We start from the raw sequence: 24,871 nt of genomic DNA on the forward strand, positions 1-24,871 counted from the left end.
CGGTGTTCCTTCGGGTTCTTCCGAGTTTCTCCGCCGCTGAGGTCAGGCTGTTTCGAAGTCGGTGCACAGCCATTGCAGTCCTCTTCGTTCCAGGCGTACGGCGAGTACGTGGTTCCGGTCGCCGCAATGGACCAGGGCGCACATTTCAATGGCACCCTCGCGGGGCTCCTTCATGTGCACGCCACCGACGAAAGGCGGCCGCCCGGCCCTGAGCATCCGGCCCGCTCGCGTCAGCTCCCGGTACGCGCGGTCGGTGAGCCGGTCGGCCACCGTCTCCGGCGCGCGGCGGCCGGTGAGGACCTCGGCCAGGGCCTGGGCCAGGTGGCGCAGCTTGCGTTCGTCGGGCAGGGCGCCCGGCGGGCCCCACACGATGGGGTGCGTGCTGAGGGCCAGCGCGCCGTGGGTCAGCGCACGGCCGCGCTCTTCGTCGTAGGGCGGCTCGGGGGCGGGGGTGACGCCGATGCCGGGCATGGGGAACCTCCGAATGCTCGATAGGAGTGAAAGAAAGAATCGTTATAAGGAGTTTTCGGCCCGGCTCAGGAATACAGACCGCACCAACTTCCGCTTTCGGCGCCCGTGTTCGTCCATATTCGGCGGGGGTGATTTCGTGGAGTTGGAGTCCTCGTGGTGAGGGGTGCGGGAGAGTTTCGGGCGTGATCCGGTGCTTTGCGGGCGACCCAAAATGGGACAGATCTAAGCCCGCGGGTCCTGGATCTGCGGGGTGTCGTCCTCGGGCTCGCGGCCGGGGGTGGGCAGGTTGAGCAGGCGGATCAGGAGGGTGAAGAGGGCGTAGTAGATCACCAGGTACGCCAGCCCGAACCCGATGATCAGCCCCAGCCCGTGCGTGTTGGACTTGCCGGCGTTCAGCAGCAGGTCGATGGCGCCGCCCGAGAACGTGAACCCGAGCCGCGCGTCCAACTCGGCCATCAGCGCCATGGACAGCCCGGTCAGCAGGGCGTGGACGGCGAAGAGCACCGGAGCGACGAAGATGAACGCGAACTCCAGCGGCTCGGTGATGCCCGTGACGAAGGCCGTCAGCCCGGCAGAGAGCATGATGCCCCCGACCGCGCGGCGGCGCGGAGCCGGGGCGGCCCGCCAGATGGCCAGCGCGGCTCCCAGCAGGCCGAACATCATCACGGGGAAGAAGCCGGTCATGAAGACGCCCGCGCCCTGCTCTCCGGCGAAATAGCAGTTGAGGTCGCCCGCCGCGTCCCGGGTCGCGCCGTTCACGCCGGTGTGGCAGACCGGGAGGGTGAACCAGACGATGGTGTTGAGCACGTGGTGCAGGCCGACGGGGATGAGCAGGCGGTTGGCCACGCCGTAGATGCCGGTGCCCGCTGTGCCGTGGGCCGAGAGCCAGTCGCCGACCCGGGTCAGCCAGTCGCCGATCGGCGGCCAGAGCAGGCCGAAGGCGACGCCCAGCAGCAGGGCGGCGACGGCGGTGATGATGGGGACCGAGCGGCGCCCGCCGAAGAAGGCCAGCCAGGACGGCAGCTTGATGCGGTGGAAGCGCTGCCACAGCAGGGCGGCGACCAGGCCGACGAGGATGCCGCCGAGGACGCCGGTGGGGTTCTGGGCGCCCAGGTCGAGGGCGGGGGTGCCGTTCCTGAGGAGGACGGTGACCTTGTCGTGGACGGCGCCTGGACCGGACTCGAAGAACATGGTTCTGGTCACGCGGTCGAAGACGAGATAGCCGACCAGGGCGGCGAGCGCGGTGGAGCCGTCGGCCTTACGGGCGAAGCCGATCGCCACGCCCACGGCGAACAGCAGCGCGAGATGGTCGAAGAGGGCGCCGCCGGCGGCGGCCATGACCCCGGCCACGGGCAGCAGCCAGGGCAGGGCGCCGCCCAGGCCGTCCTGGCCGAGCAGGTCGTCCTGACCGAACCGGAAGAGCAGGCCGGCCGCGGGGAGCACCGCGATGGGCATCATCAGGGAACGGCCGATCCGCTGCAGCACCGCGAGCGCGGATGACGCCCAGGACGGGAGCTTGATCGTGCTCACCCGGCCCGCCGCCGCGCCGGCGAGGACGGGAGCACAGCGCCGTGGGCCGTCCGGAGCGGGAGCACAGCGCCGTGGGCCGTCCGGAGCGGGAGCGCAGCGCCGTGGGACGTCCGGGGACAGAGCATGGTCGTGCTCACCCCCACGCGCGTGCGTCGATCCGTTCGGGTCGCGGGGGTTGAACGGTTACTACCCGGAAGTGGATCTCCAGGAAACGCGCGGGGTCAGGTTTCGCCGGAGTCGAGGTCGGGTTCGGGCTCGCGGCCCGGCGTCATGATGTCGAGCCTGCGGATCAGGAACGTGAACACGACGTAGTACACGACGCCGTAGATCACCCCCAGGATGAGGATGCCCGCCAGGTTCTGGGTGTTGGACTTGCCGGCGTTCAGGAGCAGGTCCAGCAGCCCGGCGGAGAAGCCGAAGCCGAGCTGGCCGCCGATGAGCGTGGTCAGGGCCATCGCCAGGCCGGTGAGGATCGCGTGGACGACCAGCAGCAGCGGCGCGACGAAGATGAAGGCGAACTCGATCGGCTCGGTGATCCCCGTGACGAACGACGCCAGCGCCGCCGACAGCATGATGCCGCCCACCGTGGCCCGCCGGTGCTTGGGCGCCGCCCGCCACATGGCCAGGGCCGCGGCCGGCAGCGCGAACATCATGACCGGGAAGAATCCGGCCATGAACTGGCCCGAGGTCGGGTCGCCGCCGAAGTAGCAGTTCCAGTCGCCGCCCAGCACCCGGCCGTTCACCTCGCACTGCGGCACCACGTACCAGACCACGGAGTTGACGAAGTGGTGCAGGCCGAGGGGGATGAGCAGGCGGTTGACCAGGCCGTAGATGCCGGTGCCGATCGGGCCGATGGCCGCCAGGGCCTCGCCGGCGTGGCGGATCCACTCGCCGATCACCGGCCAGAGCCAGCCGAAGCCCACGCCGATGAGCAGCGCCACGATGGAGGTGATGATGGGCACGAAGCGCCGGCCGCCGAAGAACGCCAGCCAGGACGGCAGCTTGATGCGGTGGAAACGCTGCCACAGCAGGGCGGCGACCAGGCCGATGACGATGCCGCCGAGGACCTTGGTGGGGTTCTGCATCCCGTAGTTGATGATCTCCTTGACGCCCTGGGGCTGGGCCTCTCTGAGCAGGACGGTGTCCCTGATGTCGGAGCCGAAGAACATCACCTTCGTCACCCGGTCGAAGACCAGGTAGCCGACCACGGCGGCGAGCGCGGTGGACCCGTCGGCCTTGCGGGCGAAGCCGATCGCCACGCCGACGGCGAACAGCAGCGGCAGGTTCTCAAAGAGGGCCGCCCCTGCCGCCTCCAGCACCTCGGCCACCTGGTTCATCCAGGACAGCCCGGCCACGTCCGCGAGGCCGCCCGGCGCGGCGCCGTTGGAGCCGAGCATGTCGGGCTGGCCGAAGCGCTGCAGCAGGGCGGAGGCGGGCAGGGCGGCGATGGGCAGCATGAGGGAGCGGCCCAGCCGCTGGAGCACGGACATCACGCGAGCGAACGGCGAAGGCCGGGCGGCGGCGCTGGTCTCGTTCACCGGGCGTTCCTCCGAGGCGTGTTGGAGCCGGTCTCGGGGCCGGAGCTCAAGGGGGAAGGAAGGCTGACTCCAGGGGGTGCCCGGAGGGCCGGCTCCAGGAGCGGCGGGGTGGGGTCGCCTCAGGAGCCGGAGCGTCAGCCTCGTCGTGAAGGCATCTCCAGCATGGTACGCAGCTGATAGCGGTCCGCGCGGTACGTGGACACCCCCAGCTCCGCGCACATGCCGCCGGAGAACGACCGGCGCTGCAGCAGCAGCACGGCCCCGCCGCGGGGAAGTTTGAGCAGGTCGGCGTCGCTCGGGTCGGCGATGCCGCCGTCGATGGTGAGCTCGCCCGCGTCCATGACGAGCCCATACCTGCTCTCCAGCAGCTCGTACAGCGATCTGTCGGAAAGATTGTGCTCGGCCAGGTCGGGGGCGAGTTTGACCGGGATGTGGGCCCGTTCGATGGACAGCGGCTCGCCGTCGGCGGTGCGGAGCCGTTCGATGAAGTGGACCTCCTCGCCCGGCTGGATGCCCAACTCCTTGGCCAGGTGGGCGCTGGCGCGCACGACGCGGCGGTCGAGGTCGCGCGAGCCCGGGATCATGCCTCTGGCCCGCATGTCGTCGGTGAACGACGTGAGCTGCAGGGCCAGCTCGATCTTCGGCCGGGCGACGAACGTCCCCTTGCCGGGCACGCGGTGCAGGCGTCCCTCGGACACGAGGTGGTCGACGGCCTGTCGTACGGTCATCCTGGACAGGCCGAAGCGCTGGCACAGCTCGCGCTCGGACGGGATGGCCGCGCCGATGCTGAGCTCGTCACTGTCGATGAGGTCCAGCAGGATCTCGCGAAGCTGGAAGTACTTGGGCACCGGGCTGTCCGGATCGATGTGCGCCACGGATCCTCCCCTCGTCACTACCTGGGCAATGGGCTATGGTTCGTACTGGTCTAGTCCGGACTAGACCACATGTCGCGAAAGACGGTCAAGTCAGATCCGTAATGAGTTGAGGGATAGCCCGAGATGACCACGAAGATGCGCAGCGAGATCGCCGAGCAGCCGACCGCGCTGCGGGCCACACTGGACTCCCTGCTTCCCAAGATCGACGAGATCAGCGGCATCGGCGAGCGTACCCGCCAGCTGCTGTTCATCGCCCGCGGTACGTCGGACAACGCCGCCGTGTACGGGCGCTACCTGGTGGAATCGCACGCCGGCCGCCTGTCGGCGCTGGCCGCGCCGTCGATCGCGACCACGTACAAGCGCAAGCTCGACCTGGACGGGGTGCTGGCGGTCGCGATCTCGCAGTCCGGGCGGACCGAGGAGATCGTCGAGACGCTGGCCTGGGCCAAGGAGTGCGGGGCCGGCACCGTCGCGGTGACCAACGGGGGCGAGGACAGCCCGCTGGCCCGCGCGGCCGACGTCGCGCTGTGCACGGTGGCGGGCGAGGAGAAGGCCGTCCCGGCGACGAAGACGTACACGACGGCTTTGGCGGCGCTGGCCGTGCTGGCCATCGGCCTGGGCGCGGACGTGGACGTGGACGAGCTGCAGCGGGTGCCCGAGGCGGTCGAGAAGCTGATCGCCGAGCCCGGCGACCTGGAGGCCGTGGTCGAGGGGCTGCTCGACAAGCCGGGCGTGGTCGTCTCGGGGCGCGGGCTGGCGTTCTCGACCGCGCTGGAGACCGCGCTGAAGCTCAAGGAGGCCTGCTACCTGCACGCCATGGGCCTGTCGTACGCCGACCTGCTGCACGGCCCGATCGCCGTCGTGGACGCCGACACGCCCGCGCTGCTGGTGGCGGCCGAGAACAGCCCGACGCTGCAGGGCACCGTGGCGCTGGCCGAGCGGGTGGTGGCGGCCGGCGCGGCGGCGTACACGATCGGCGGCGGCACCGCGCTCGCCCAGGCGGGCACGGCCGCGCTGAACGGCCCCGACCTGCCCGAGTGGCTGGCCCCCATGGGCCTGATCGTGCCCGGCCAGCTGCTCACCGAGGCCCTGGCGCGCCGGCTCGGCATCGACCCCGACGCGCCGCGCGGGTTGAACAAGGTCACCCAGACCGACTGATCTAGCCTGGTCGGAGTGTCAATCCGAGGGAGGGCCTGATGGCGGCCGACGCGAACGCGATCATCGCCGCGCTGGGCGGCGCCGACAACATCATCGAGATAGAGCCCTGCATCACCCGCCTGCGTACGGAGGTGCACGACGCGTCCAAGATCGACCAGGCGGCACTCAGGGCGGCCGGCGTGCATGGCGTGATGGCCACGGGGAACGTGGTCCAGGTCGTCGTCGGACCGGAGGCGGACACGATCGCCAGCGACATCGAGGACATCATCGGCTAAAGGGCGAGACCATGACGACTGTTCTCGCCCCGGTTGAGGGGGCAGCTGTGGGTTTGGCCGCCGTGCCCGATCCGGTCTTCTCGGCGGGCATGGTCGGTCCGGGAACGGCGATCGATCCGTTGCGGGGGCCTGGCCAGGCCGTGGCCCCCATAGCGGGAAAAATCATGAAACTGCATCCGCACGCGTACGTCATCGTGGGGGACGACGGCCGGGGCGTGCTGGTGCATCTGGGCATCGACACGGTTCAGCTCAAAGGGGAGGGGTTCCGGCTGCTGGCCGCCGAGGGTGACCGGGTCGGCGCCGGGCAGCCGGTGGTGGCCTGGGACCCCGCCGCCATCGAGGCCGGCGGGCGTTCGCCCGTCTGCCCGATCGTCGCGCTCGACGCGCTCTCCGGAGCCCTGACCGGGTTCGCGGAGGGCGCGGTGCACGTGGGCGACGAGCTGTTCCGGTGGGAATAGGGGAACGTCCTCATCAGCTTGGACGCGGCGCCGGTCGCGCGAGCAAGGACGCCGGTCGCGGGCAAGTACGCGAAGGGTTACCGGCAGGACCCGCCACAATAGGCAGTACCGCCAGGTTTCGCCCCGGACCGGGCGGCAGCGGCAGACGGAGGTCCGGCTGGTCTGGACCGGTAGCGAAGGAGGAACGACGACAATGGGTGAACGCAAGGTCACCGTGGCGGCGGAAGTGGGGCTGCACGCCCGTCCCGCGGCGACGTTCGTCCAGCGGGCGAAGCTGGCCCCGATGGACATCACGGTGACGAAGTCCCACGGCGGCGACGCGGTCAACGGCAAGAGCATCCTCGCGATCATGGCCCTGGACGTCAGGCAGGGCGAGACCGTGGTGATCTCCGCCGACGGCGAGGGCTCGGAGGAGATCCTCGACGAGCTGGCCGCGATAGCCAGTACGCCATGAACCTGCGGGGGGTGGGGGTCAGCCCGGGAATCGGGCACGGCCCCTCTTATGTGCTCACCGTCTCCGTGCCCGAACCCCCCGAGGGCGCAACGTACACCGGTGAGGCGGAGCAGGAGAAGGAGCGCGCGATGGCCGCGCTCACCCAGGTCGCGGGCGAGCTGGAGGCCCGCGGCAACCAGGCGGGCGGCAAGGCCGAGGAGATCCTCAAGGCCCAGGCGCTGATGGCAGAGGACCCCGGCGTGGTCGTGAAGGTGCGATCGCTGATCGACCGCGGCCTGGCCGCCCCCAGGGCGGTCTTCGAGGCGTTCTCGAAATATCGGGACGTGCTCGCGGGGTCCGGCGGCTACCTGGGCGAGCGGGCCGCCGACCTGGGCGACATCAGGGACCGGGTGATCGCGCTGCTCTACGGACAGGCCATGCCGGGGCTGCCGCTGGCGCCCGAGCGGCCGTACGTGCTGGTCGCCAGGGATCTGGCCCCGGCCGACACGGCGCTGCTGTCCAGGGACGACGTGGTCGCGTTCGTCACAGAGGAGGGCGGCCCCACCAGTCACACCGCGATCATGGCCAGGGCGATCGGCGTGCCCGCCGTCGTGGCCTGCCCGGGCGCGACCGGCATCCCGGCGGGCGTCGAGGTGATGGTGGACGGCACCTCCGGCGAGGTGCGGGTCGCGCCCGCCGAGTCCGACGTGGCCGACGCGGTCGGCGCCGCGACGGCCCGGCGGGCCGCGCTGGCTTCTTGGAACGGTCCAGGAACGACCTCCGACGGTCATCAGGTGCCGCTGCTGGCGAACGTGGGCGGCCCGGCCGAGCTGGACGCCGCCGTGGCCGCGGGAGCCGAGGGCATCGGGCTGTTCAGGACCGAGTTCCTCTACCTCGACCGCTCCGACCCGCCGTCCGAGGAGGAGCAGCGGCGGGCCTACCGGGCGGCGCTGGAGGCGTTCCCCCGGGAGAAGGTGGTCGTGCGCACGCTCGACGTCGGCGCGGACAAGCCGCTGGCCTTTTTGCCCGCGCCCGCGGAGCCGAACCCGGCGCTGGGTGAGCGCGGGCTGCGCAGGTTCATGAAGTCGCCGGGGATGATGGACGTGCAGCTCGCCGCGCTGGCCGCGGCGGCGGCCGAGGCCGGCGGCGCGGGGCTGCGGGTGATGGCGCCGATGGTGGCCACCGCCGAGGAGGCCACCTGGTTCTCCAGGGAGTGCGCCGACCACGGGCTCTCGGACGTCGGCGTCATGATCGAGGTCCCGGCCGCCGCGCTGCGGGCCGCGGACCTGATCGCCATGGTCGACTTCGTCTCGATCGGGACCAACGACCTGAGCCAGTACGCCTTCGCCGCCGACCGCCGGCTCGGGGCCGTCAGCGCGCTGCTTGACCCCTGGCAGCCGGGGCTGCTCGACCTGGTGGCCATGACCGCCGACGCCGCAACGCGGGCGGGCAAGCCGTGCGGGGTCTGCGGGGAGTCGGCCGCCGATCCGGCGCTGGCCTGCGTGCTCGTCGGGCTGGGGGTCTCGTCGTTGTCGATGGCGCCGTCCGCGCTGGCCGGCGTACGTGCTGGGCTGGCCGCGCACTCGCTGGAGCAGTGCCGTGCGGCGGCGCGGGCGGCGCGGGCGCAACCGTCGGCGTCGGACGCGCGCGCGGCGGCCCTGGTCCACCTGCCGGGCCTCGCCGGTCTGGGGCTGTAGCCCGGACGCCCGGGCGGCGGCGCACTCGGACGGCTGCGGGACCCGGACGGCTGCGGGACCCCGGCTGGCTGCGGGACCCGGGCGGCTGCGGACCCGGGCGGCTGCGGACCCGGGCGGGTCGTCGGATGGATACCTTTGGAGGCATGCTTCGACGGATCGGTACGACAGGGCTCCTGGTGATCGCGCTCACTGCTTGCGGCGGTGGCGGCGGTTCCGCGGGGGCGGATCCGACCGGAGGCAAGGCAGCGCCGCCCGCCCGGATGGCGCAGAGCACGCCGCCGGCGACCCCGGCCCAGCGCACGCCCGCGGCGCCGAGTCCGGTCCAGCGCGCCCTGTCGGGGATGAGCGTCGAGGAGAAGGTCGGCCAGCTCTTCATGCCGGTCCTGTACGGCACCACGGCCGCCACGGTCTCCGGCGAGAACCAGGCCCGCTACGCCGCCGGCACCCCGGCCAAGGTGGTCGCGAAATACCACCTGGGCGGGGTGATCCTCTTCCCGCAGAACGTGAAGAGCGTCGGCCAGGTCGTCGGCCTCACCAACGGCCTGCAGCGCGGCGCCAAGAAGGTCCCGCTGCTGATCGGCACCGACCAGGAGAACGGCCTGGTGTCCAGGATGTCCGCGCTCATGACGGACTTCCCCGGCGCCTCCCAGATCGGCGCGACCAAGGACACCGGCCTGGCGCGGGCCGTGGCCAAGGCGACAGGGGAGGAGCTGCGCGCGCTCGGCGTCAACCTCGACTTCGCCCCGGTCGCCGACGTGAACATCAACCCGCGCAACCCCGTCATCGGCCGCCGCGCCTACGGTGACGACCCGCAGCGGGTGGCCAAGATGGTGAGCGCGGCGGTCAAGGGCTTCGCCGACGCGAAGATCGCGGCGACCGCCAAACACTTCCCCGGCCACGGTGACACCTCCGTCGACAGCCACACCGGGCTGCCGGTGATCAAGCACACGAAGGCGGAGTGGGAGCGGATCGACGCGCCGCCGTTCAAGGCCGCCATCGCGGCGGGCGTGGACACCGTGATGAGCGCCCACATCGTCTTTCCCAAGCTGGACCCGTCCGGCGACCCGGCGACGCTGTCCAAGCCGATCCTGACCGGCCTGCTGCGGGAGAAGCTCGGCTTCAAGGGCGTGATCTCCACCGACGCGCTCAACATGGCGGGGGCGCGCAAGAAGTACGACGACGGGGAGATCGCGGTGCGGGCCGTGCTGGCCGGGGCCGACCTGCTGCTCATGCCGAACGATCTGCCGAAGGCGTACAAGGCGGTGCTGGCGGCGGTGAAGTCGGGGCGGATCTCGCGCGAGCGCCTCGACCAGTCGGTCACCAGGCTGCTGACGCTCAAGCAGAACAGGGGACTGCTGGCCGGGGCGCCGGTGGCGTCGGCGGAGCGGGCGGCCGGCGTGCTCCGCTCGGCCGCCCACCGCAAGCTGGCCGCCCGCGCCGGAGGCTAGCCGTAGCGACCCGACGCGGCGCGGCGCGCCTGCTCACGGTGGCGGCGGCGTTCGAGGTGACGTCCGAGGTGACGTCCGTAGGCGGCGTTCGTAGGCGGCGTTCGAGGCAGGCGTCAGTGCGAGCCGTGCAGCCCGCTGGCGATGAACATGCCGGCGAGCATGGCGAACAGGAACGCCTGCAGGAACTGGACGAGCAGCTCGAAGGCCGTCATCACGATCGCCATCAGCACGCCGAGGACGCCGAGCCCCGCGCCGAGCGGGGTGAGCCGTTCGAACAGGAACCAGAAGCCCACCGAGCTGAAGAAGGCCACGATGATGTGGCCGGCGAACATGTTCGCGAACAGCCGGATGAAGTGGGTGAACAGCGAGGTGAGGAACACCTCGGCGAGGATCATCGGCGCGTAGAGCGCGTACGCCCAGCCGGGCAGCCCCGGCAGGTGCACGATGCCGCGCAGGTAGCCGCGCACGCCGTGGTGGCGGACGCCGAGGTAGAGCTTGATGCCGTACACGCTGATCGCCAGCACCGCGGGGAAGGCGATGTGGGCGGCCACGGGGAACTGGACGAGCGGGACGACGCCCATCAGGTTCCAGCCGAGCACCGTGAGGAAGACCGTCAGGAGCAGGCCCATCCAGCGGTCGGCGTCCTTGCCCAGGCTGGGCCGGGCGATCTGGTCACGGACGAAGACGTAGGCGTACTCGCCGAGGCTCTGCCAGCCGCGCGGCACGATCTTCGGCTTGGCGAACGCGGCCCAGCACACGGCCATGACGATGACCGAGCTGAGCAGGGCGATCAGGACGGGTTTGGTGAACCACTCGGGGCCTCCGGGAATGATCGGCGCGAACTGGAAGAGGTCGAGCCCGGGGGCGGTCCACTGGTCAGGGGAGGTGATCAGGATCGTCGTCCGCACGGCGGTCCCTTCTGGTGAGCGATGAACGCTGGAGGGTCACCCTAACCGGACAAATAGGACGTCCTTTTTATGGGGTTAAATCCGGAATACAATGGCGTACCCGGCGGTATGACTCGTTTCCGCGACGCTCTACCCTAGAACGATGGTTACCGGTGTGCTCATCGACTGGGGCGGAGTGCTGACCACCAGCCTCTCCGACTCCATCGCGCGCTGGATCGTGGCGGACAGGATCGACCGCGACCACTACTACGCCGTGATGCGCGAGCTGATCGACCACGCCTACAAGGGCGGCGACGGCGAGAACGTCGTGCACGCGCTCGAACGCGGCGAGCTCGACGCGTCCTCCTTCGAGCGCGACCTGGCCGCCCGCCTGGTGACCCTCGACGGCGTGCCGCCGGTGGCCGAGGGGCTGCTGGAGCGGATGTTCGCCGGCTTCGAACGGGTGGACGCCATGCACGACATGCTGCGCGACGTCCGCAGGAACGGCGTCAGGACCTGCCTGCTGTCCAATTCCTGGTCGCACACCTACCCCAGGGACGACTGGGACGAGCTCTTCGACGAGATCGTGATCTCCGGCGAGGTCGGCATGCGCAAGCCGGAGGAACGCATCTTCCGTCACGCGCTGAGCCGGATCGGGCTGGCCGGCGAGGAGTGCGTGTTCATCGACGACATCGAGGCCAACATCGTCGCCGCCCGCGCGCTGGGCATCAACGGCATCCATCACCGCGACGCGGACACGACCATCGCGGAGCTGGAGGGCGTCCTGCGTCTCACCCTGCGCGAAAGAGACCGGAAGTAGTCCCGTCCGCACGCTCGTGACCAGGCGCAATGAGTAAGGTTGCGATCTGGTGAGGCAGCTTCCCCGTGGTTTGGAAAGGTTCTTCATGCGCGTCTATCTGCCGTGCACTCTCGTGGCCCTGGCCGCGGCGGTCGAGGCGGGAGAGCTCGGCCCGGCCCCGCTGACCGGCTACGCGGTGACCCCCGCGCTGACCGAGTGGTACGCCTCGGGCGACACCGAGGAGCTCGAATACGTCGCGCTCACCGAGGCGGCCCGCGCCTCCCTGCGGATGCTGGCCGCCGACCGGGCCGACGGCGTCGCGGCCCCGCCCAAGCGGGTGGTGGTCGCGGCCGAGGTGCCCGACCGCGCCGCCGGCGCCGGCGCCGACCTGGAGGAGCGGGCGAGGGTACGCCTCGCCGAGCCGATCCCGCTGGCCAAGGTGGCCGCGGTGCACATCGACGACGACTATGCCGCGGCCGACATCGAGGCCGCCATCGCCGCCCTGCCCGCCGCCGACGCGGGCGACGACGACGCGCGCTTCACCGTGGACGGTGCCGAGGCCCACGAGCTGATGTGGTACGCGACCCAGGAGATTCCCGACCTGCTGCGTTCGTAACGGTGAGGTCACGCCGGGCGAGCTTCCTGACCACGCCGCGTCAAGCCTCGCTAAGGTCCGGACGGGAAGATTGTTTTCTGGTCAAAGGAGTCGGTTCCACGTGTTGCGTCGATTTGCGGTGATTGCTGTAGGAGCGGTGACGTTGCTGGCAGGTTCGCCCGCGCACGCTCAGTCCGCGAAGCCGTACGACCACAAGGACCCCTACAAGAGCGGCTGCGGCAACGCCGCGCGGGTGGTCAAGTCGGCCAAGATCACCAGTCGGGTGAACGGGGAGGTCGGGACGATCAAGCTCATGTGGTCGGGCCGCTGCAAGACCAACTGGATCGAGGTCAAGACCGGCACCAGCATGACCGGCACGATCCACGTGTACACCAAGGACGGGCGCCACGACGCGTTCCGGTTCAACCGCGGCAACGCCGGCCGCCACTGGGGCAACATGCTCTGGGCGAACAACATGTGCGCCTGGGGCAGCGTCTCCGTCCAGTGGAACGGCGGTCGCGGCGGCCAGAACGGCTCCGGCACCACCCCCAAGGCCTGCAAGTAGGCACCGGCCGGGGGCGGCGGCCGGGAGGTCCGCGGCCCCCGGGCCGCATGGTCCGCGGCCCCCCGGTTCACCGGAATGTCATAGCCGCCGTCTACGCTTGGCGGGAAATGACGAAACACATCATCTGGGATTGGAACGGCACCCTTTTCCACGACATCGACGCCGTGGTCGGTGCCACCAACGAGGTCTTCAAGCCGTACGCGCTGCCCCCGCTGACCGCCGACGGATTCCGCGCGGTCTACACCCGCCCCATCTGGCTCGCCTACGAGCGCATGCTCGGCAGGCCCCTCGACGAGGGCGAATGGGAGTTGCTCGACACCGGGTTCCACGACCACTACTTCCGGCTGGCCGACGTCTGCGGCCTGGCCGTGGGCGCCGAGACGGCGCTGGCCGGATGGACGGGCACCCAGTCGCTCTGCTCGATGGCACCCCACGCCCACCTGGTGCCCAAGGTCGACTCGTTCGGCATCACCCGGCACTTCACCAGGGTCGACGGCCTCACCGGCGCCACCGGCGGCGAGAAGGCCGCCCACATGACCGCCCACATCGCGGCCATCGGCGTCGACCCGGCGGAGATCCTGGTGATCGGCGACAGCGTGGACGACGGGCTCGCCGCCCAGCACGTCGGCGCGCGGGCGGTGCTCTACACCGGCGGCATGACGCCGAGGGCAGAGCTGGAGCGCATGGGGCTGCCGGTGGTCGACACCCTGGCCGAGGCCATGGATTATGCCTGATCGTGGTTGAATTCCTGAGGCAGGAGCCCTGAGGACGGCGTCGGCCGTACCCTTGCAGGGATTACTCAGGAGGCAGCCATCAACCGCCTTGTGCTGTGGAACGTCGACCTGACCCTCGTCGACGTGGCCATCGTGACCAGGGACGCCTACGCCGAGGCGTTCCGATTCGTGACCGGGCGCCCGCTGGTCAAGCTCGTCCCCCCGCTGGGCAGGCCCGACTCCGAGATCGTCTTCGAGACGCTCGCCGTCAACGGCGTCGTGGCCGAGGACGGTCATCTGCCCCAGTTCCTGGCCGCCCTGGCCACCGCGTTCGCCGACCGGCGCGGGCGGCTGGCCAAGGAGGGGCGGATGATGCCGGGGGCCAAGGACGCGCTGAAGTCCGTCTCGCGGCTCGACGGCGTGGTCCAGACCGTGCTGACCGGCACGATCAAGAGCAACGCCGTGCACAAGCTGAAGGCGTTCGGGCTCGACAAGCACATCGACTTCGAGCTCGGCGGCTACGGCGAGGAGGTCTATCCCAAGGCGACGCTGCTGCAGGTCGCGCAGTCGCGGGCCAAGCAGCGCTACGGCACGCCGTTCACGCCGGCCAACACCGTGGTGATCGGCGACTCCACGCGTGACGTGCAGGCCGCCAAGATCGGCGGGGCGGCGATGATCGGGGTCGCCTCCGGGCGGTCGATGGCGGCCGAGTTGCGTGAGGCGGGGGCCGACGTGGTGCTGCCCGACCTGTCCAACGCCTCCGAGGTGGTGGCCGCGGTCGCGGGCCTGACCTCACCGCTGGACCGCAAGGCAGGCTGAACGAACGCGGTCACAGGCCGCCACAACCCGCCGCAGGCCGTCGCCAGCCGTCGCCAGCCGTCGCCGCCGGAAGCTGGTCAGCCGACGGCCTTGAGGAAGCGGGCCGCGATCGGGGCCGCGACGGCCGAGCCGGCCCCGCCGCCCTCCACGATGACCGAGAACGCCAGATCCCCCCGATACCCGATGAACCACGAGTGCGCGGGTGGCTCCTCGCCCGAGCCGTACTCCGCCGTCCCCGTCTTGCCCGCCGTACCGGCAGGAAAGCTCACCCCGTGCGCGGTCCCGTCGGTGACGACGGCGGGCATGAGCGCGCGCAACGCCGTCACCACCCCCTTCTCCAGCGGGCGCGGGTTGTCGGGCTGCTGGTCGGGGATGTGCTCGGCGGTGACCAGCCGGGGCGGCACGTACGCGCCCGAGGCGATGGCGGCGGCGACCGAGGCCATGTTCAGGGGGCTCGCCAGCACCCTGCCCTGCCCGATCGCGGCCGAGGCCAGGTCGGTGTCGTCCTTGGGGTCGGGGAACTCGGCCCGCACGGCCGGCACCCCCGGCGTGATCGCGGAGCCGAAGCCGAAGCTCCTGGCCACCTCGGCCAGCCGTCCGCCGTTCAGCCGGGCCACGCTCATCTCCCCGAACGTGGTGTTGCAGGAGTGCGCGAACGCGTTCTGGAACGACAGCGTGCCGAAGTCCTCGAAGCCCGCGTTGTGGAACGGGAAGCCGCCGATGTTCTTCTCGGCCGGGCACGACACCCGCCGATCCGGCCGCACACCGTCGGCCACCAGCGCTGAGGCCGTCACGACCTTGAACGTCGAGCCCGGCGGATACTTGCCGAGCAGCGCCCGGTTGAACCCGCCCGGCGCGTTGACCACGGCCAGGATCTCCCCGGTCGAGGCCCGCAGCGCCACCAGGGAGACCGGTTTGTCCACGCCCTTGACCGCCTGGGCCCCCGCCCGGTGCACCTTCAGGTCGATGGTGGTCTGGATCGGCCGGTAGCCGCCGGGCTCGACGACGTTCTTGACCAGCCGGTCGCCCTGGTAGAGGGCGATCCCGTAGCGGATCGGCGACTCGAAGCGGTCGGGGAAGGTCTGTTTCATGCCCTCGACGAGCTGCTGCACCGAGCCGGGGGCGTCCGCGCCGCCGACGTCGGTGCCGTCGGCGGCCAGCACCCGTACGGGATCGGCCCGCCGCGTCGTCACCCGCAGCGAGAGGCCCTTCTTCAGCAGCGGGTGGAGCGCGGCGGGCGTCCAGGCCACTTTCCACGTGCCGCCGCGCTCGACCAGCCGCAGCTCGCCGTCGTAGTCCCAGTCGAGCGGCCCGGCCAGCTTCGCGTGGAAGGAGACCTTCCCGTCGGGGGAGCTCTCACTGGCGAAGACCCCCGTCGGGCGGGGACGCGTGAAGCTCGCCCGGGTGAGCTTGAGGTCGGCGCGGAAGCGGCGGTGCCGGCTCTCGAAGTCGGCCGGCGGGTCCGCGACGAGCTCGCGCATCGCCGCGTAGTCTTGGTCGGCCCAGGCGGCGAGGTAACGGTCGGCCGTCTGCTCGGGCGTGCCCTCCGTACGCAGCGCCCAGACCACGCCGCCGGCCGCGAGCAGCGGGATCAGCACCCCCGCCACGATCCACGGCCATCTCCTGCGGCGCCGCACCGGCCGTTCGGGCCGCAGGTGGGCGTAGTTTGTCCCCGTTTGTGGTGCCATGACGCAGAGGACATCAGAGATGCGACATAGGTGTCCAATACTGATATGAGGGTCACATAGATATAAAGCTGGATATAGTGGCTGGTCATGGACCTGGTCCGGCACCTTCGCTACTTCATCGCGGTGGCGGAGGAACTCCACTTCGGCAACGCGGCCATCCGGCTCGGCATGGCCCAGCCGCCGCTCAGCCAGCGCGTCAAACGCCTGGAGGAGGAGCTCGGCGTCCGGCTCTTCGACCGCTCGGCCCGCCAGGTCCGGCTCACCGAGGCGGGCCGGCTGCTGCTCGGCGAGGCCCGCGAGATCGTCTCCAGGGTGGAGCGGCTGCACGAGCTGGCCCGGCAGGGCGAGGGCGCCGTGCTCAAGGTGGGCGTGCCGCCCGACCTGGCCGCCACCGTGCTCGCCGCCCTGGTCGCGGGCTTCCGCGAGACCAGCCCCGACGTACGCCTCGCGCCCGCCGAGATCTGGACCGCCGACCAGGTGACCGCCCTGGCCGAGGGCACGATCGACGTCGGCCTCGTCCGCCACCCGGTAAGCGCGCCGGGGCTGCGCTTCGGGCAACTCCTGGTGCAGGCCCATGGCGTGCTGCTGGCCGCGACCGACCCCCTTGCCGGCGTCGGCGAGGTGCACCTGGCCGACCTGGCGGGGCGCGAGCTGCTGATGCCGCCCAAGGAGGGCGAGCCCGGCTGGCACGCCGAGGTCCTGGCGGAGTGCCGCCGCCAGGGGTTCGTCCCCCAGCAGGTGCACGAGGGCGCCGGGCTCGGGCTGGTGCTGGCGGGGGCGGCGGTGGCGTTCGGGCCGCGGATGGAGCTGCCGGGGCTGGCCTGGCGGCCGCTGCTAGGCTCGCCGATCGCGAGCCGGGTCTCCACCGCCTGGCGCGCGGTGACGGCCGCGACCGCCGACTTCTCGGCCATGGCCGTACGGACGTTGAAGGAGAGCGCCGGGATGACGGACGAGGGCGCCGCGACCGCGCGGCGGGTCAGCCGCAGGCCGGGGATGCTGGCATGAGCGCGCCCGACTTCGAGAGCCTGTTCCGCACGGCCGGCGTCACCGGCTGGCTGCACGCGGCCGACATCGACACCGGGCGCGAGATCGGGCTCGGCTCCGACGATCCGCTGCCCATGGCCTCGATGTTCAAGGTGCCGCTGCTGGTGGCGCTGTGCAGGCAGGCCGACGCCGGCCTGCTCGACCCGGCCGAACGGGTCACGGTGCCGCCGTCCGGCCGCTCGCCCGGGCCGACAGGCATCTCGGCGATGCTCGACGAGGTGACGATCTCGCTGCGCGACCTGGCGTACCTGATGATCGCGGTGAGCGACAACACCTCGGCCGACACACTGCTCGCGCGGGTCGGACACGACGCGATCAACGCCATGCTGGACTCGTTCGGGCTGGACGCGACGCGCGTCGTGCAGGGCGCGGGGGAGAGCGTCGACAGCCTGGGCCGGGACACCGGCCACGGGTGGCCGTTCGTGGATCCCGACGACATAGAGCGGCTGAGCGCGCTGGATCCGGCGCGGTCCAACCGCAGCACCCCGCGGGAGATGACCCGGCTGTTCGGCATGATCTGGCGGGACGAGGCCGCCTCCGCCGCCTCGTGCGCCTGGATGCGGGCCGTGCTCAACGCCCAGGTGTGGCCGCACCGCCTGGCCTCGGGATTCCCGTACGACGACGTGGCCGTCAGCGGCAAGACCGGCACCTTGCCGACCCTGCGCTGCGAGTCGGGCGTCGTCGACTACCCCGACGGCGGCCGGTACGCCGTGTCCGTCTTCACCCGCTCGTTCAGCACCGCGCTCAACCAGCCGCGCGCCGACGCGGTGATCGGAACCTCGGCGCGTATGGCGGTGGACCACCTACGGAGGTAGCAAGTTATGGGGAAAGGCGGGTATGACATTCCCCTGAACGGGCGACAGGATGGGACACATGGTTGCTGAGGGCGAGCTGCTGTGGGAACCGGGCGAAGAGATCGTGGCGTCGGCGAAGTTGACCCGCTACCTGCGGTGGCTGGGCCGGTCCGGCGACTACGAGGACGCCTGGCGCTGGTCGGTCGAGCATCCCGCCGAGTTCTGGACGTCGATCTGGGACTACTTCGACGTGATCGGCGACCGGGGTGACGGGCCCGTGCTGTCGGGCGAGATGCCGAACGTCACCTGGTTCGCCGGCGGCTCGATCAATTACGCGGAAAACGCGCTGCGCCGTACGGAGGGCACCGCGCTGGTGTTCGTCTCCGAGGACGGCGGCCGGCAGAAGCTGACCTGGGCCGAGCTGCGCGAGGAGGTCGCCCGCGTCAGGAAAGGGCTGGTCCGGCTCGGCGTGGGCCGGGGCGACCGGGTGGCCGCCTACCTGCCCAACATCCCGCAGGCCCTGATCGCCTGCCTGGCCACGGCCTCGCTCGGCGCGATCTGGTCGGCCGGCTCGCCGGACTTCGGCGTGCCGAGCATCGTCGACCGGTTCAAGCAGATCGAGCCCAAGGTGCTCATCGCCGTCGACGGCTACCACTACAACGGCAAGAGCTACGACCGCTCCGCCGCCGTCAACGAGATCGCCGCCGCGCTGCCCACGCTCCGCGCGACCGTCTGGATCCCCTACCTGGCGGCGGCCGACGAGGGCCAGGCGCCGCAGCAGGCCGAACCGAGCCCCGGGCACACCGAGGAGCTGCCGCACGGCGAGGTGATCGGCTGGGAGGGCCTGCGGGCCGAGGAGGGGCCGCTGGAGTTCGAACGCGTGCCGTTCGACCATCCGCTGTGGATCCTCTACTCCAGCGGCACCACCGGGCTGCCCAAGCCGATCGTGCACGGGCACGGCGGCGTGGTGCTGGAGCACCTCAAGTCGCTCGCCTTCCACCAGGACCTGGGCGAGGGCGACGTGTTCTTCTGGTACACCACCACGGGCTGGATGATGTGGAACTACCTCATCGGCGGCCTGCTGGTGGGAGCCACGCCCGTGCTCTACGACGGCTCGGCCACCTTCCCCTCGCCGGCCGCGCTGTGGCGGATCGCCGACTCGGAGGACGTGACGTACTTCGGGGTCGGGGCGCCGTACATCATGGCCTCGCTGAAGGCCGGCATCCATCCCCAGGGCCTCGAACGGCTGCGCGGGGTCGGCTCGACCGGCTCGCCGCTGCCGCCCGAGGGGTTCGCCTGGCTCGCCGCCGAGCTGCCCGGCACGCCGCTCGGCTCGTTCTCCGGCGGCACCGACGTGTGCACGGGGTTCGTCGGGGCCACCATGCTCCATCCGATTCGTGCGGGCATCATCCCGTGCCGGTCGCTGGGGGCGCGGGTGGAGTCGTACGATCCGGCGGGCAAGCCGGTCGTCGGCGAGGTGGGCGAGCTGGTGATCACCCAGCCGATGCCGTCGATGCCGGTGAAGTTCTGGAACGACCCCGGCGGCGAGCGCTACACCGAGAGCTACTTCGACGTCTATCCCGGCGTGTGGCGGCACGGCGACTGGATCAAGATCAACGAGGACGGCAGCTGCGTCATCTACGGCCGCTCCGACTCCACGCTCAACCGGGGCGGGGTCCGGATGGGCACCAGCGAGTTCTACCGCGTCGTGGAGCGGTTCGAGGAGATCGCCGACAGCCTCGTCATCGACACCGGCCAGCTCGGGCAGGAGGGGCGCCTGCTGCTGTACGTGACCCTCGCCGAGGGGGCCGAGCTCGGCGAGCCGCTGCAGCGGGCGATCTGTGACGCCCTGCGGACGGAGCTGTCGCCGCGCCACGTGCCCAACGAGATCCATGTCGTGCCGGGGATTCCGCGTACGTTGTCGGGCAAGAAGCTTGAGGTGCCCGTACGCAAGATCCTGCTGGGGACGCCGGTCGAGCAGGCGGCCAACCCGGACGCCATGGCCAACCCCGAGGTGCTGCGCCACTTCGTCAGGGAATGACCTGGCTGTACGGGTCGTCCGCCTCGTACGCCAGGGGACGAGGACGACCTTGCCTCCGTCAGAGGACGAGGATGACCTTGCCTCGCAAATCGCCCGCCTCGGCCCTGCGGTGGACGCGGGCCAGCTCGGAGAGCGGGTGCGTCTCCGCGACCTCGACCGTCAGCTCGCCCGCGTCGATCAGCTCGGCGAGGCGGGTGAGCTGAGCGGGCTCGGCGCGCATCACGAAGTGGGCGCCGCCCTCGATCGGGGTCGCGATCGAGACCGTGACCCGGGCGAGCCCGGCCAGCTCCGCCGCCGCTTCGTCGGCGAGCGGGATCAGGTTCAGCAGGACGTCCATGTCGCGGGGGAGCGGGGCCGTGGTGTAGTCGATCACCTCGTCGGCGCCGAGCCGGCGCACCGCTTCGGTGCTGCGCGGGCTGGCCGTGGCCGTGACGTGGGCGCCGGTCAGTTCGGCGAGCTGGACGGCGAACAGGCCGACGCCGCCGCCCGCGCCGTTGACCAGCACGCGCGTCCCGGGAGTGACGCGGGCGTGCTCGTGGACCGCCTGCCAGGCGGTGAGCCCGGCCACCGGCACGGCCGCGGCGTCGGCGAGCGGAAGCCTGCGCGGCGCCCTGACGAGGGCCTCCGCCGGGGCCACCGCGTACCCGGCCGCCGCGCCGCCGGTCATCCCGAAGACCCGGTCGCCAGGGGCCAGGCCGGTGACGCCCGCCCCGATCTTCGCCACCGTGCCGGAGACGTCCCAGCCGAGCGTGTGCGGCGGCTCCACCCGGAACACCTCCGGCAGCAGCCCGGAACGCAGGCCGATCTCCGACGGGTTGAACGAGGTGGCGGCCACCTCCAGGAGCACTTCTCCAGGCCCGGGCTCGGGCGTGCGCACGGTGTCGAGGCGGATCACCGAGGCGTCCCCGAAGCCGTGCATGCGGGCCGCCGGCATGGTGGGGGTGGGAACGGGCACGCGGAAGTCCTCCACGTGCTCCTCCACCCACTGCCGGAACGACGTCGCCGGTCTTTCCGTGACCTCCTCGACCACCGAGGTAACCGGCACCGGCCGGTGCGCCGGCTCCGCCTGTGCCCGCAGCACCTCATCCACCGCCTCAGGCGGCAGGCCGTCGGCCTCCAGGGTCGCGCGGGCCTGCTCGGGTGGGACCTCCACCCAGCGTGCCGGGATGCCGGTGACCTCGGAGATGACTCGCACCTGGTCGGCCTGGGAGATCGTCTCGGGGCCCGTCAGGTCGTAGGCGGCGCCGTGGTGGCCCTCGTCCAGCAGCGCCTTTACGGCCACGGCGGCGATGTCCCGCTCGTGCACGGGTGGCATGGCCGCCGCCCCGTACGCGCCGCGTACCGCCCCGGCCCTGATCCGCCTGGCCCAGCGCAGCGTGTTGGCCGCGAAGGCGTGCGGGCGCAGGAACGTCCACTCATCGGCCGTCTCCGCGATCAGCCGTTCGATCTCGCGCTCGTGCTCCCGGCGCGCGGCGGAGGACAGGTAGACCACGCGCCCGGTCCGCCGGGTGATGGCCTCGATCACCGCCCGCGCGCCCTCGGCCGTGGCGAACGGCCACACCAGCAGGACCGCGCTCACCCCGTCCAGCGGCAGCGTGCCGGGGTCGCGCAGGTCGCCCGTGGCGCCGCTCACCGCCACCACGTCGGCTCCGGCCTGCCGCAACAGTGCCACCGCGGACCGCCCCACCGTGCCGGTCGCCCCGGTGACCAGAATCCGTCCCATCACGCTCTCCTCCCGATCGCCTCAAACCTGCGTCGCCTGAAACCGTAGGAGGATGGGATGAGATGTCCAATGTGTTCTCGTCTCGCTGTCATACGCGAGCGTCTTGACGATTAGAGTTCTCGGCATGGACGTGCTGAGCGACGTGATCACCATCATGCGGACCGGGCGGCCCCGCTCGGCCCGCGTCGAGTGGCGCGCCCCCTGGGGGCAGCGCTTCCCCTCGGCCTCCGGATCCGCCGGGTTCCAGGTGGTGCTGCAAGGGTCGTGCTGGCTGCTGCCGCCGGACGAGCCGCCCGTCGCGCTGTCCGCGGGAGACGTGGTCTTCTTCCCCCACGGCCACGGCTACGCCATGGCCGACCACCCGTCCACGCCGGTGACCGAGCCCGCGTGCGACCCTTCGGACGAGGACGGCCTGTTCGCCTCCGCGTCGGCCGGCGGGCAGGGCGCGAGCACGGTGCTGCTGTGCGGCGGCTACCGGCACGACCCCGACCGGGCCCATCCGCTGCTGCGCGACCTGCCCGAGCTGATCCACCTGCCCGCGGGGCCGGGGCTCAACTCCGAGGTACGCGCCGCCGTCCAGTTGCTGGGGGCCGAGATCCACCAGCCGAAGCTGGGCGCGGACACCGTCGTGTCGTCCCTGCTCGACATGCTGCTGCTCTACATCCTGCGCGCCTGGTTCACCGATCCGCACGGCGCCTGCCAAGTCGACGGCTGGGCGGCGGCGCTGGCCGATCCGGGCGTCAGCGCCGCGCTCGACGCCATCCACCGCGATCCGGCCCATCCGTGGACGGTGGCCGAGCTGGGGGCGCGGGCGGGGCTGTCGCGGGCGGCCTTCGCGCGCCGGTTCGCCGCGCTGGTGGGGCAGCCGCCGCTGGCGTACCTCACCTGGTGGCGGCTGGCCAGCGCCGGGCGGCTGCTGCGGGAGACGGACGCGCCGCTGAGCGAGATCGCCCGCCAGGTGGGGTACGGGTCGGAGTTCGCCTTCGCCAACGCGTTCAAGCGGGACTACGGCGTCGCGCCCGGACGGTACCGTCGCACGGTTTTGGAGTGCGTCCAGGAGTAAGGGGGTGGTTTCGCGGTATCGCTGCCTATTTTTCCACTAAAGGCCGATTTAGCGGGATCGGCTTATTAGCCGGGACTTTTGCTTGACAAAGCCCATGAATTCTCGGTGGTGGGGGTAGGCGTTGATTTATGAGGATAAAGCTTCAAAGAATAGCCGCTCTAGGACTCGGAACCGTGGTCGCCTGCGGACTCCCGGCAGTCGCTGAGGCAGTCACAAGCCGGCCGGAGTCGAGTCGGCTGGGTCTGGGCCGGCCGGAGTCGAGTCGGCCTGAGGCGGACCGGCCAGGGGCTCGCCGGACGGAGACGGGTCGGCCGTGGGCAGGCCGGATGGACACCGGCAGGCAGGGCGTGAGGCGTGCGGACACGGGCCGGGCGGGCGAGGGCCGGATGGACTTCGGCAGGCAGGGCGTGAGGCGTGCGGAGACGGGTCGGGCGGGCGCGGACCGTACGGACGCGCGGAGGTCGAAGACCAGGTGGCTGGACGCGGGCCGGCCGGACTCCAGATGGGCGGAGCAGGACAGACCGGGCACGGGCCGGGCGGTGGCGTCGCGGGCGGACGCCAGGTGGGCGGAACCGAGGCGAACGGACACGAGGCGGGCGGACCCCAGGGGGACGGACACGAGGGGAGCGGACGCCAGGAGGGTGGACACGCTGTGGACGGATCTGGCGCAGACGGATCCGGCGGAGACGGGCCCGACCTGGGCGGACACAGCGCGGACGGACACGACGCGGGCTGATACCGCGCGAACGGACACGGCGCGCGTGGACACCGGGCGCACGAGCACAGGGCGGACGGGCACGGGGCAGGCGGGGAGCGGGTCCACGGGGGCGGTCGAGGGGACGCTGCTGCGGCCGGGTGCCCGTGGTGAGGCCGTCAGGCTGTTGCAGCGGCGGCTGCACGCCGGCCACTACTACTACGGCAAGATCAACGGCGTCTACGACGAGCAGACCAAGTTCGCGGTCTGGGCGCTGCAGAAGAACCGCAGGATGGCGCCCAAGGGCGAGGTCGATCGCCAGGTCTGGAAGGCGCTCGACAAGCCCGCCCGCCACCGCCCGCTGGTCCCGAACGGCCCCCCGGACCGGGTGGAGATCAACCTGCGCGAGCAGTTCCTCACCGTCTACCGCGACCGCAGGCCGGTGCTGTTCTCGCACATCTCCACGGGCGCCGAGGTGCGCTACTGCGAGGGCGGGCGCTGCGGGAACGCGATCACGCCGGTTGGCGACTTCCGCGTGCAGAGCCGCGCGCCGGGCTGGACCACCGGGCGGCTGGGGTCGATGTTCAACTCGCTCTACTTCACGGGGGGCATCGCCATGCACGGCTCGTCGCAGGTGCCGCTGCGCCCGGCCTCCCACGGCTGCGTGCGCCTGCCGATCGAGACGTCCAAGCGCCTGTACGAAATCGTGAAAATCGGCGAGCCCGTGTACGTCCGCGGCAAGATCATGTGAGCCCGGTGATAAGCATTTCGCCGAATATCCGGATTCGCCGTGATATCGCCAGCATGCGGATAACCCGGGAAATATCGGGACGTGCTGCCGGGCGATATTCACCAGGCCGGGCGCGCGCCGAAAAGGGACGACGGCCGCGCCGAACGCCATCCGCCCCCGCACCGTCCGCTGATCCGCGGCGGCGAGAGGGCGGATGACTCGCTACATCGGCTTGCCGGTGCCGTTCAGCCAGCGGCCGTAGAGAACGCTGGTGGTTGTGCAGCGCCCCGCGAAGCAGACGGCGCTCACCTTGATCGACCGGTGCGCGTAACGCGTGGTTGAAGCTGCGGATGACGCGTCCGGACCGGCAGGCGTCGTACATCTTGACGCTGCGTACACCGCTCTGGTTGTAGATGACCGTCCTGCTGGTCGAGGACGTCTCGGTCTTCGTGTGCCGCTTGACGCTGTGCTTCTCCGGCTTCTGGTAGCTCCTCGTCCCGACGTACCTCCTCCACACGCCACCGCATTGCCCCAGGGCGTCCTGCCACCCGAGGTAAGGCTTGGCGGTGTCGGCAGCGGCGGCCGGCATCCCGCCGGCTCCGGCTGCCATCCCCGAAGCGAGCATCGCCGTCGCCATGAACCTTGTGAGCCACTGCGCATGAATCGTCTCCATTTCCGGAGTCGTCGCATCCTGTGGAACCCGGCTGCCTGCCACGGTGCCGTAGGGCGGAATACGCACGGCACATCTCCGCTACATGCGAGAACCCGACGGTCGCAGCACCTCCCCGATGGCCATCGAGGAGAGGCCCGTGCGATCCGCCGGGTTCGTCACA

The 24,871-nt window shown here is 71.2% G+C and carries 24 protein-coding genes; 16 read left to right on the forward strand and 8 right to left on the reverse strand.

The features are described 5' to 3' along the window. Positions 1–42: 42 nt before the first annotated feature. From AB0C28_RS19745 to AB0C28_RS19760, 4 genes are all read right to left on the reverse strand, one after another. Positions 43–471, reverse strand: coding sequence for an Rv3235 family protein (locus AB0C28_RS19745; protein WP_346102539.1), 429 nt, complete (start codon positions 469–471; stop codon positions 43–45). 222 nt (positions 472–693) lie between these two features. After that, positions 694–2,001: a PTS transporter subunit EIIC gene (locus tag AB0C28_RS19750; RefSeq protein WP_358076190.1), complete on the reverse strand. Its 1,308-nt coding sequence runs from the start codon at positions 1,999–2,001 to the stop codon at positions 694–696. A 221-nt stretch (positions 2,002–2,222) separates the two neighbouring features. Then, the gene (locus AB0C28_RS19755) at positions 2,223–3,539 is read right to left on the reverse strand and encodes a PTS transporter subunit EIIC (RefSeq protein WP_357847108.1); all 1,317 of its coding nucleotides are present in this window, start codon (positions 3,537–3,539) and stop codon (positions 2,223–2,225) included. Positions 3,540–3,673: 134 nt separating this feature from the next. Beyond that, positions 3,674–4,414 carry a GntR family transcriptional regulator gene (locus AB0C28_RS19760; RefSeq protein WP_106236687.1) on the reverse strand — a complete coding sequence of 247 codons (741 nt, stop codon included), beginning with the start codon at positions 4,412–4,414 and terminating at the stop codon, positions 3,674–3,676. Positions 4,415–4,537: 123 nt separating this feature from the next. Between AB0C28_RS19760 and AB0C28_RS19765 the strand changes: the two genes are divergently transcribed. The 6 genes from AB0C28_RS19765 to nagZ all read left to right on the forward strand — a co-directional run bounded on the left by AB0C28_RS19765 (position 4,538) and on the right by nagZ (position 9,883). After that, positions 4,538–5,572: an SIS domain-containing protein gene (locus tag AB0C28_RS19765; RefSeq protein ID WP_357847104.1), complete on the forward strand. Its 1,035-nt coding sequence runs from the start codon at positions 4,538–4,540 to the stop codon at positions 5,570–5,572. Between the two features lie 38 nt (positions 5,573–5,610). Continuing rightward, on the forward strand, positions 5,611–5,847 hold the full coding sequence (locus AB0C28_RS19770; RefSeq protein WP_326630334.1) for a PTS glucose/sucrose transporter subunit IIB: 237 nt from the start codon (positions 5,611–5,613) through the stop codon (positions 5,845–5,847). Between the two features lie 11 nt (positions 5,848–5,858). After that, positions 5,859–6,305 (forward strand): PTS glucose transporter subunit IIA, encoded by a 447-nt coding sequence (locus AB0C28_RS19775; RefSeq protein ID WP_106236692.1) that lies wholly within the window; start codon positions 5,859–5,861, stop codon positions 6,303–6,305. A gap of 193 nt (positions 6,306–6,498) precedes the next feature. Then, positions 6,499–6,759, forward strand: a complete 261-nt coding sequence (locus AB0C28_RS19780; protein WP_357847100.1) for an HPr family phosphocarrier protein — start codon at positions 6,499–6,501, stop codon at positions 6,757–6,759. Then, positions 6,756–8,435 (forward strand): phosphoenolpyruvate--protein phosphotransferase, encoded by a 1,680-nt coding sequence (gene ptsP / locus AB0C28_RS19785; protein WP_357847097.1) that lies wholly within the window; start codon positions 6,756–6,758, stop codon positions 8,433–8,435. Before AB0C28_RS19780 ends, ptsP begins: the two co-directional genes overlap by 4 nt. A gap of 143 nt (positions 8,436–8,578) precedes the next feature. Further along, positions 8,579–9,883 (forward strand): beta-N-acetylhexosaminidase, encoded by a 1,305-nt coding sequence (nagZ, locus tag AB0C28_RS19790; protein ID WP_358076193.1) that lies wholly within the window; start codon positions 8,579–8,581, stop codon positions 9,881–9,883. 113 nt (positions 9,884–9,996) lie between these two features. On the opposite strand, the gene AB0C28_RS19795 is transcribed toward nagZ, so the two are convergent. Next, positions 9,997–10,791 carry a F0F1 ATP synthase subunit A gene (locus AB0C28_RS19795; protein WP_358076196.1) on the reverse strand — a complete coding sequence of 265 codons (795 nt, stop codon included), beginning with the start codon at positions 10,789–10,791 and terminating at the stop codon, positions 9,997–9,999. Positions 10,792–10,933: 142 nt separating this feature from the next. Between AB0C28_RS19795 and AB0C28_RS19800 the strand changes: the two genes are divergently transcribed. The 5 genes from AB0C28_RS19800 (at position 10,934) to AB0C28_RS19820 (ending at position 14,261) form a co-directional block, all read left to right on the forward strand. Next, positions 10,934–11,590, forward strand: coding sequence for an HAD family phosphatase (locus AB0C28_RS19800; RefSeq protein WP_357847088.1), 657 nt, complete (start codon positions 10,934–10,936; stop codon positions 11,588–11,590). Between the two features lie 85 nt (positions 11,591–11,675). Beyond that, a complete protein-coding gene (locus AB0C28_RS19805; RefSeq protein WP_357847085.1) occupies positions 11,676–12,185 on the forward strand; it encodes a hypothetical protein in 510 nt (169 codons plus the stop codon). A gap of 136 nt (positions 12,186–12,321) precedes the next feature. Further along, the gene (locus AB0C28_RS19810; RefSeq protein WP_357847082.1) at positions 12,322–12,729 is read left to right on the forward strand and encodes a DUF2690 domain-containing protein; all 408 of its coding nucleotides are present in this window, start codon (positions 12,322–12,324) and stop codon (positions 12,727–12,729) included. Between the two features lie 107 nt (positions 12,730–12,836). Further along, positions 12,837–13,463, forward strand: a complete 627-nt coding sequence (locus AB0C28_RS19815) for an HAD hydrolase-like protein (RefSeq protein WP_357847079.1) — start codon at positions 12,837–12,839, stop codon at positions 13,461–13,463. A gap of 90 nt (positions 13,464–13,553) precedes the next feature. Beyond that, positions 13,554–14,261, forward strand: coding sequence for a haloacid dehalogenase-like hydrolase (locus tag AB0C28_RS19820; protein ID WP_357847076.1), 708 nt, complete (start codon positions 13,554–13,556; stop codon positions 14,259–14,261). A 77-nt stretch (positions 14,262–14,338) separates the two neighbouring features. Here AB0C28_RS19820 and AB0C28_RS19825 read toward each other — a convergent pair whose 3' ends face one another. Next, positions 14,339–15,949: a penicillin-binding transpeptidase domain-containing protein gene (locus AB0C28_RS19825; RefSeq protein WP_357847073.1), complete on the reverse strand. Its 1,611-nt coding sequence runs from the start codon at positions 15,947–15,949 to the stop codon at positions 14,339–14,341. A gap of 87 nt (positions 15,950–16,036) precedes the next feature. Between AB0C28_RS19825 and AB0C28_RS19830 the strand changes: the two genes are divergently transcribed. Genes AB0C28_RS19830 through AB0C28_RS19840 form a run of 3 tightly spaced genes read left to right on the forward strand, consistent with a single transcriptional unit; the run spans position 16,037 to position 19,828 of the window. Continuing rightward, positions 16,037–16,954 (forward strand): LysR substrate-binding domain-containing protein, encoded by a 918-nt coding sequence (locus AB0C28_RS19830; RefSeq protein ID WP_346102567.1) that lies wholly within the window; start codon positions 16,037–16,039, stop codon positions 16,952–16,954. Then, positions 16,951–17,808: a serine hydrolase gene (locus tag AB0C28_RS19835; RefSeq protein ID WP_358076199.1), complete on the forward strand. Its 858-nt coding sequence runs from the start codon at positions 16,951–16,953 to the stop codon at positions 17,806–17,808. Before AB0C28_RS19830 ends, AB0C28_RS19835 begins: the two co-directional genes overlap by 4 nt. Before the next feature lie 58 nt (positions 17,809–17,866). Beyond that, entirely contained in the window at positions 17,867–19,828 is a 1,962-nt protein-coding gene (locus AB0C28_RS19840; RefSeq protein ID WP_357847068.1) for an acetoacetate--CoA ligase, read from the forward strand. A 58-nt stretch (positions 19,829–19,886) separates the two neighbouring features. Here AB0C28_RS19840 and AB0C28_RS19845 read toward each other — a convergent pair whose 3' ends face one another. Further along, positions 19,887–21,551, reverse strand: a complete 1,665-nt coding sequence (locus AB0C28_RS19845; protein ID WP_358076202.1) for a zinc-binding dehydrogenase — start codon at positions 21,549–21,551, stop codon at positions 19,887–19,889. A gap of 124 nt (positions 21,552–21,675) precedes the next feature. Between AB0C28_RS19845 and AB0C28_RS19850 the strand changes: the two genes are divergently transcribed. Together AB0C28_RS19850 and AB0C28_RS19855 are read left to right on the forward strand one after the other, a co-directional pair. Beyond that, on the forward strand, positions 21,676–22,614 hold the full coding sequence (locus AB0C28_RS19850) for an AraC family transcriptional regulator (RefSeq protein ID WP_357847064.1): 939 nt from the start codon (positions 21,676–21,678) through the stop codon (positions 22,612–22,614). Between the two features lie 761 nt (positions 22,615–23,375). Next, positions 23,376–24,059 (forward strand): L,D-transpeptidase family protein, encoded by a 684-nt coding sequence (locus AB0C28_RS19855; protein ID WP_357847062.1) that lies wholly within the window; start codon positions 23,376–23,378, stop codon positions 24,057–24,059. On the opposite strand, the gene AB0C28_RS19860 is transcribed toward AB0C28_RS19855, so the two are convergent. Continuing rightward, positions 24,052–24,777, reverse strand: coding sequence for a hypothetical protein (locus AB0C28_RS19860; protein ID WP_358076205.1), 726 nt, complete (start codon positions 24,775–24,777; stop codon positions 24,052–24,054). The genes AB0C28_RS19855 and AB0C28_RS19860 overlap by 8 nt on opposite strands. Positions 24,778–24,871 lie beyond the last annotated feature (94 nt).

Source organism: Nonomuraea sp. NPDC048892 (assembly GCF_040649735.1).
Classification (GTDB): Bacteria; Actinomycetota; Actinomycetes; order Streptosporangiales; family Streptosporangiaceae; genus Nonomuraea; species Nonomuraea maheshkhaliensis.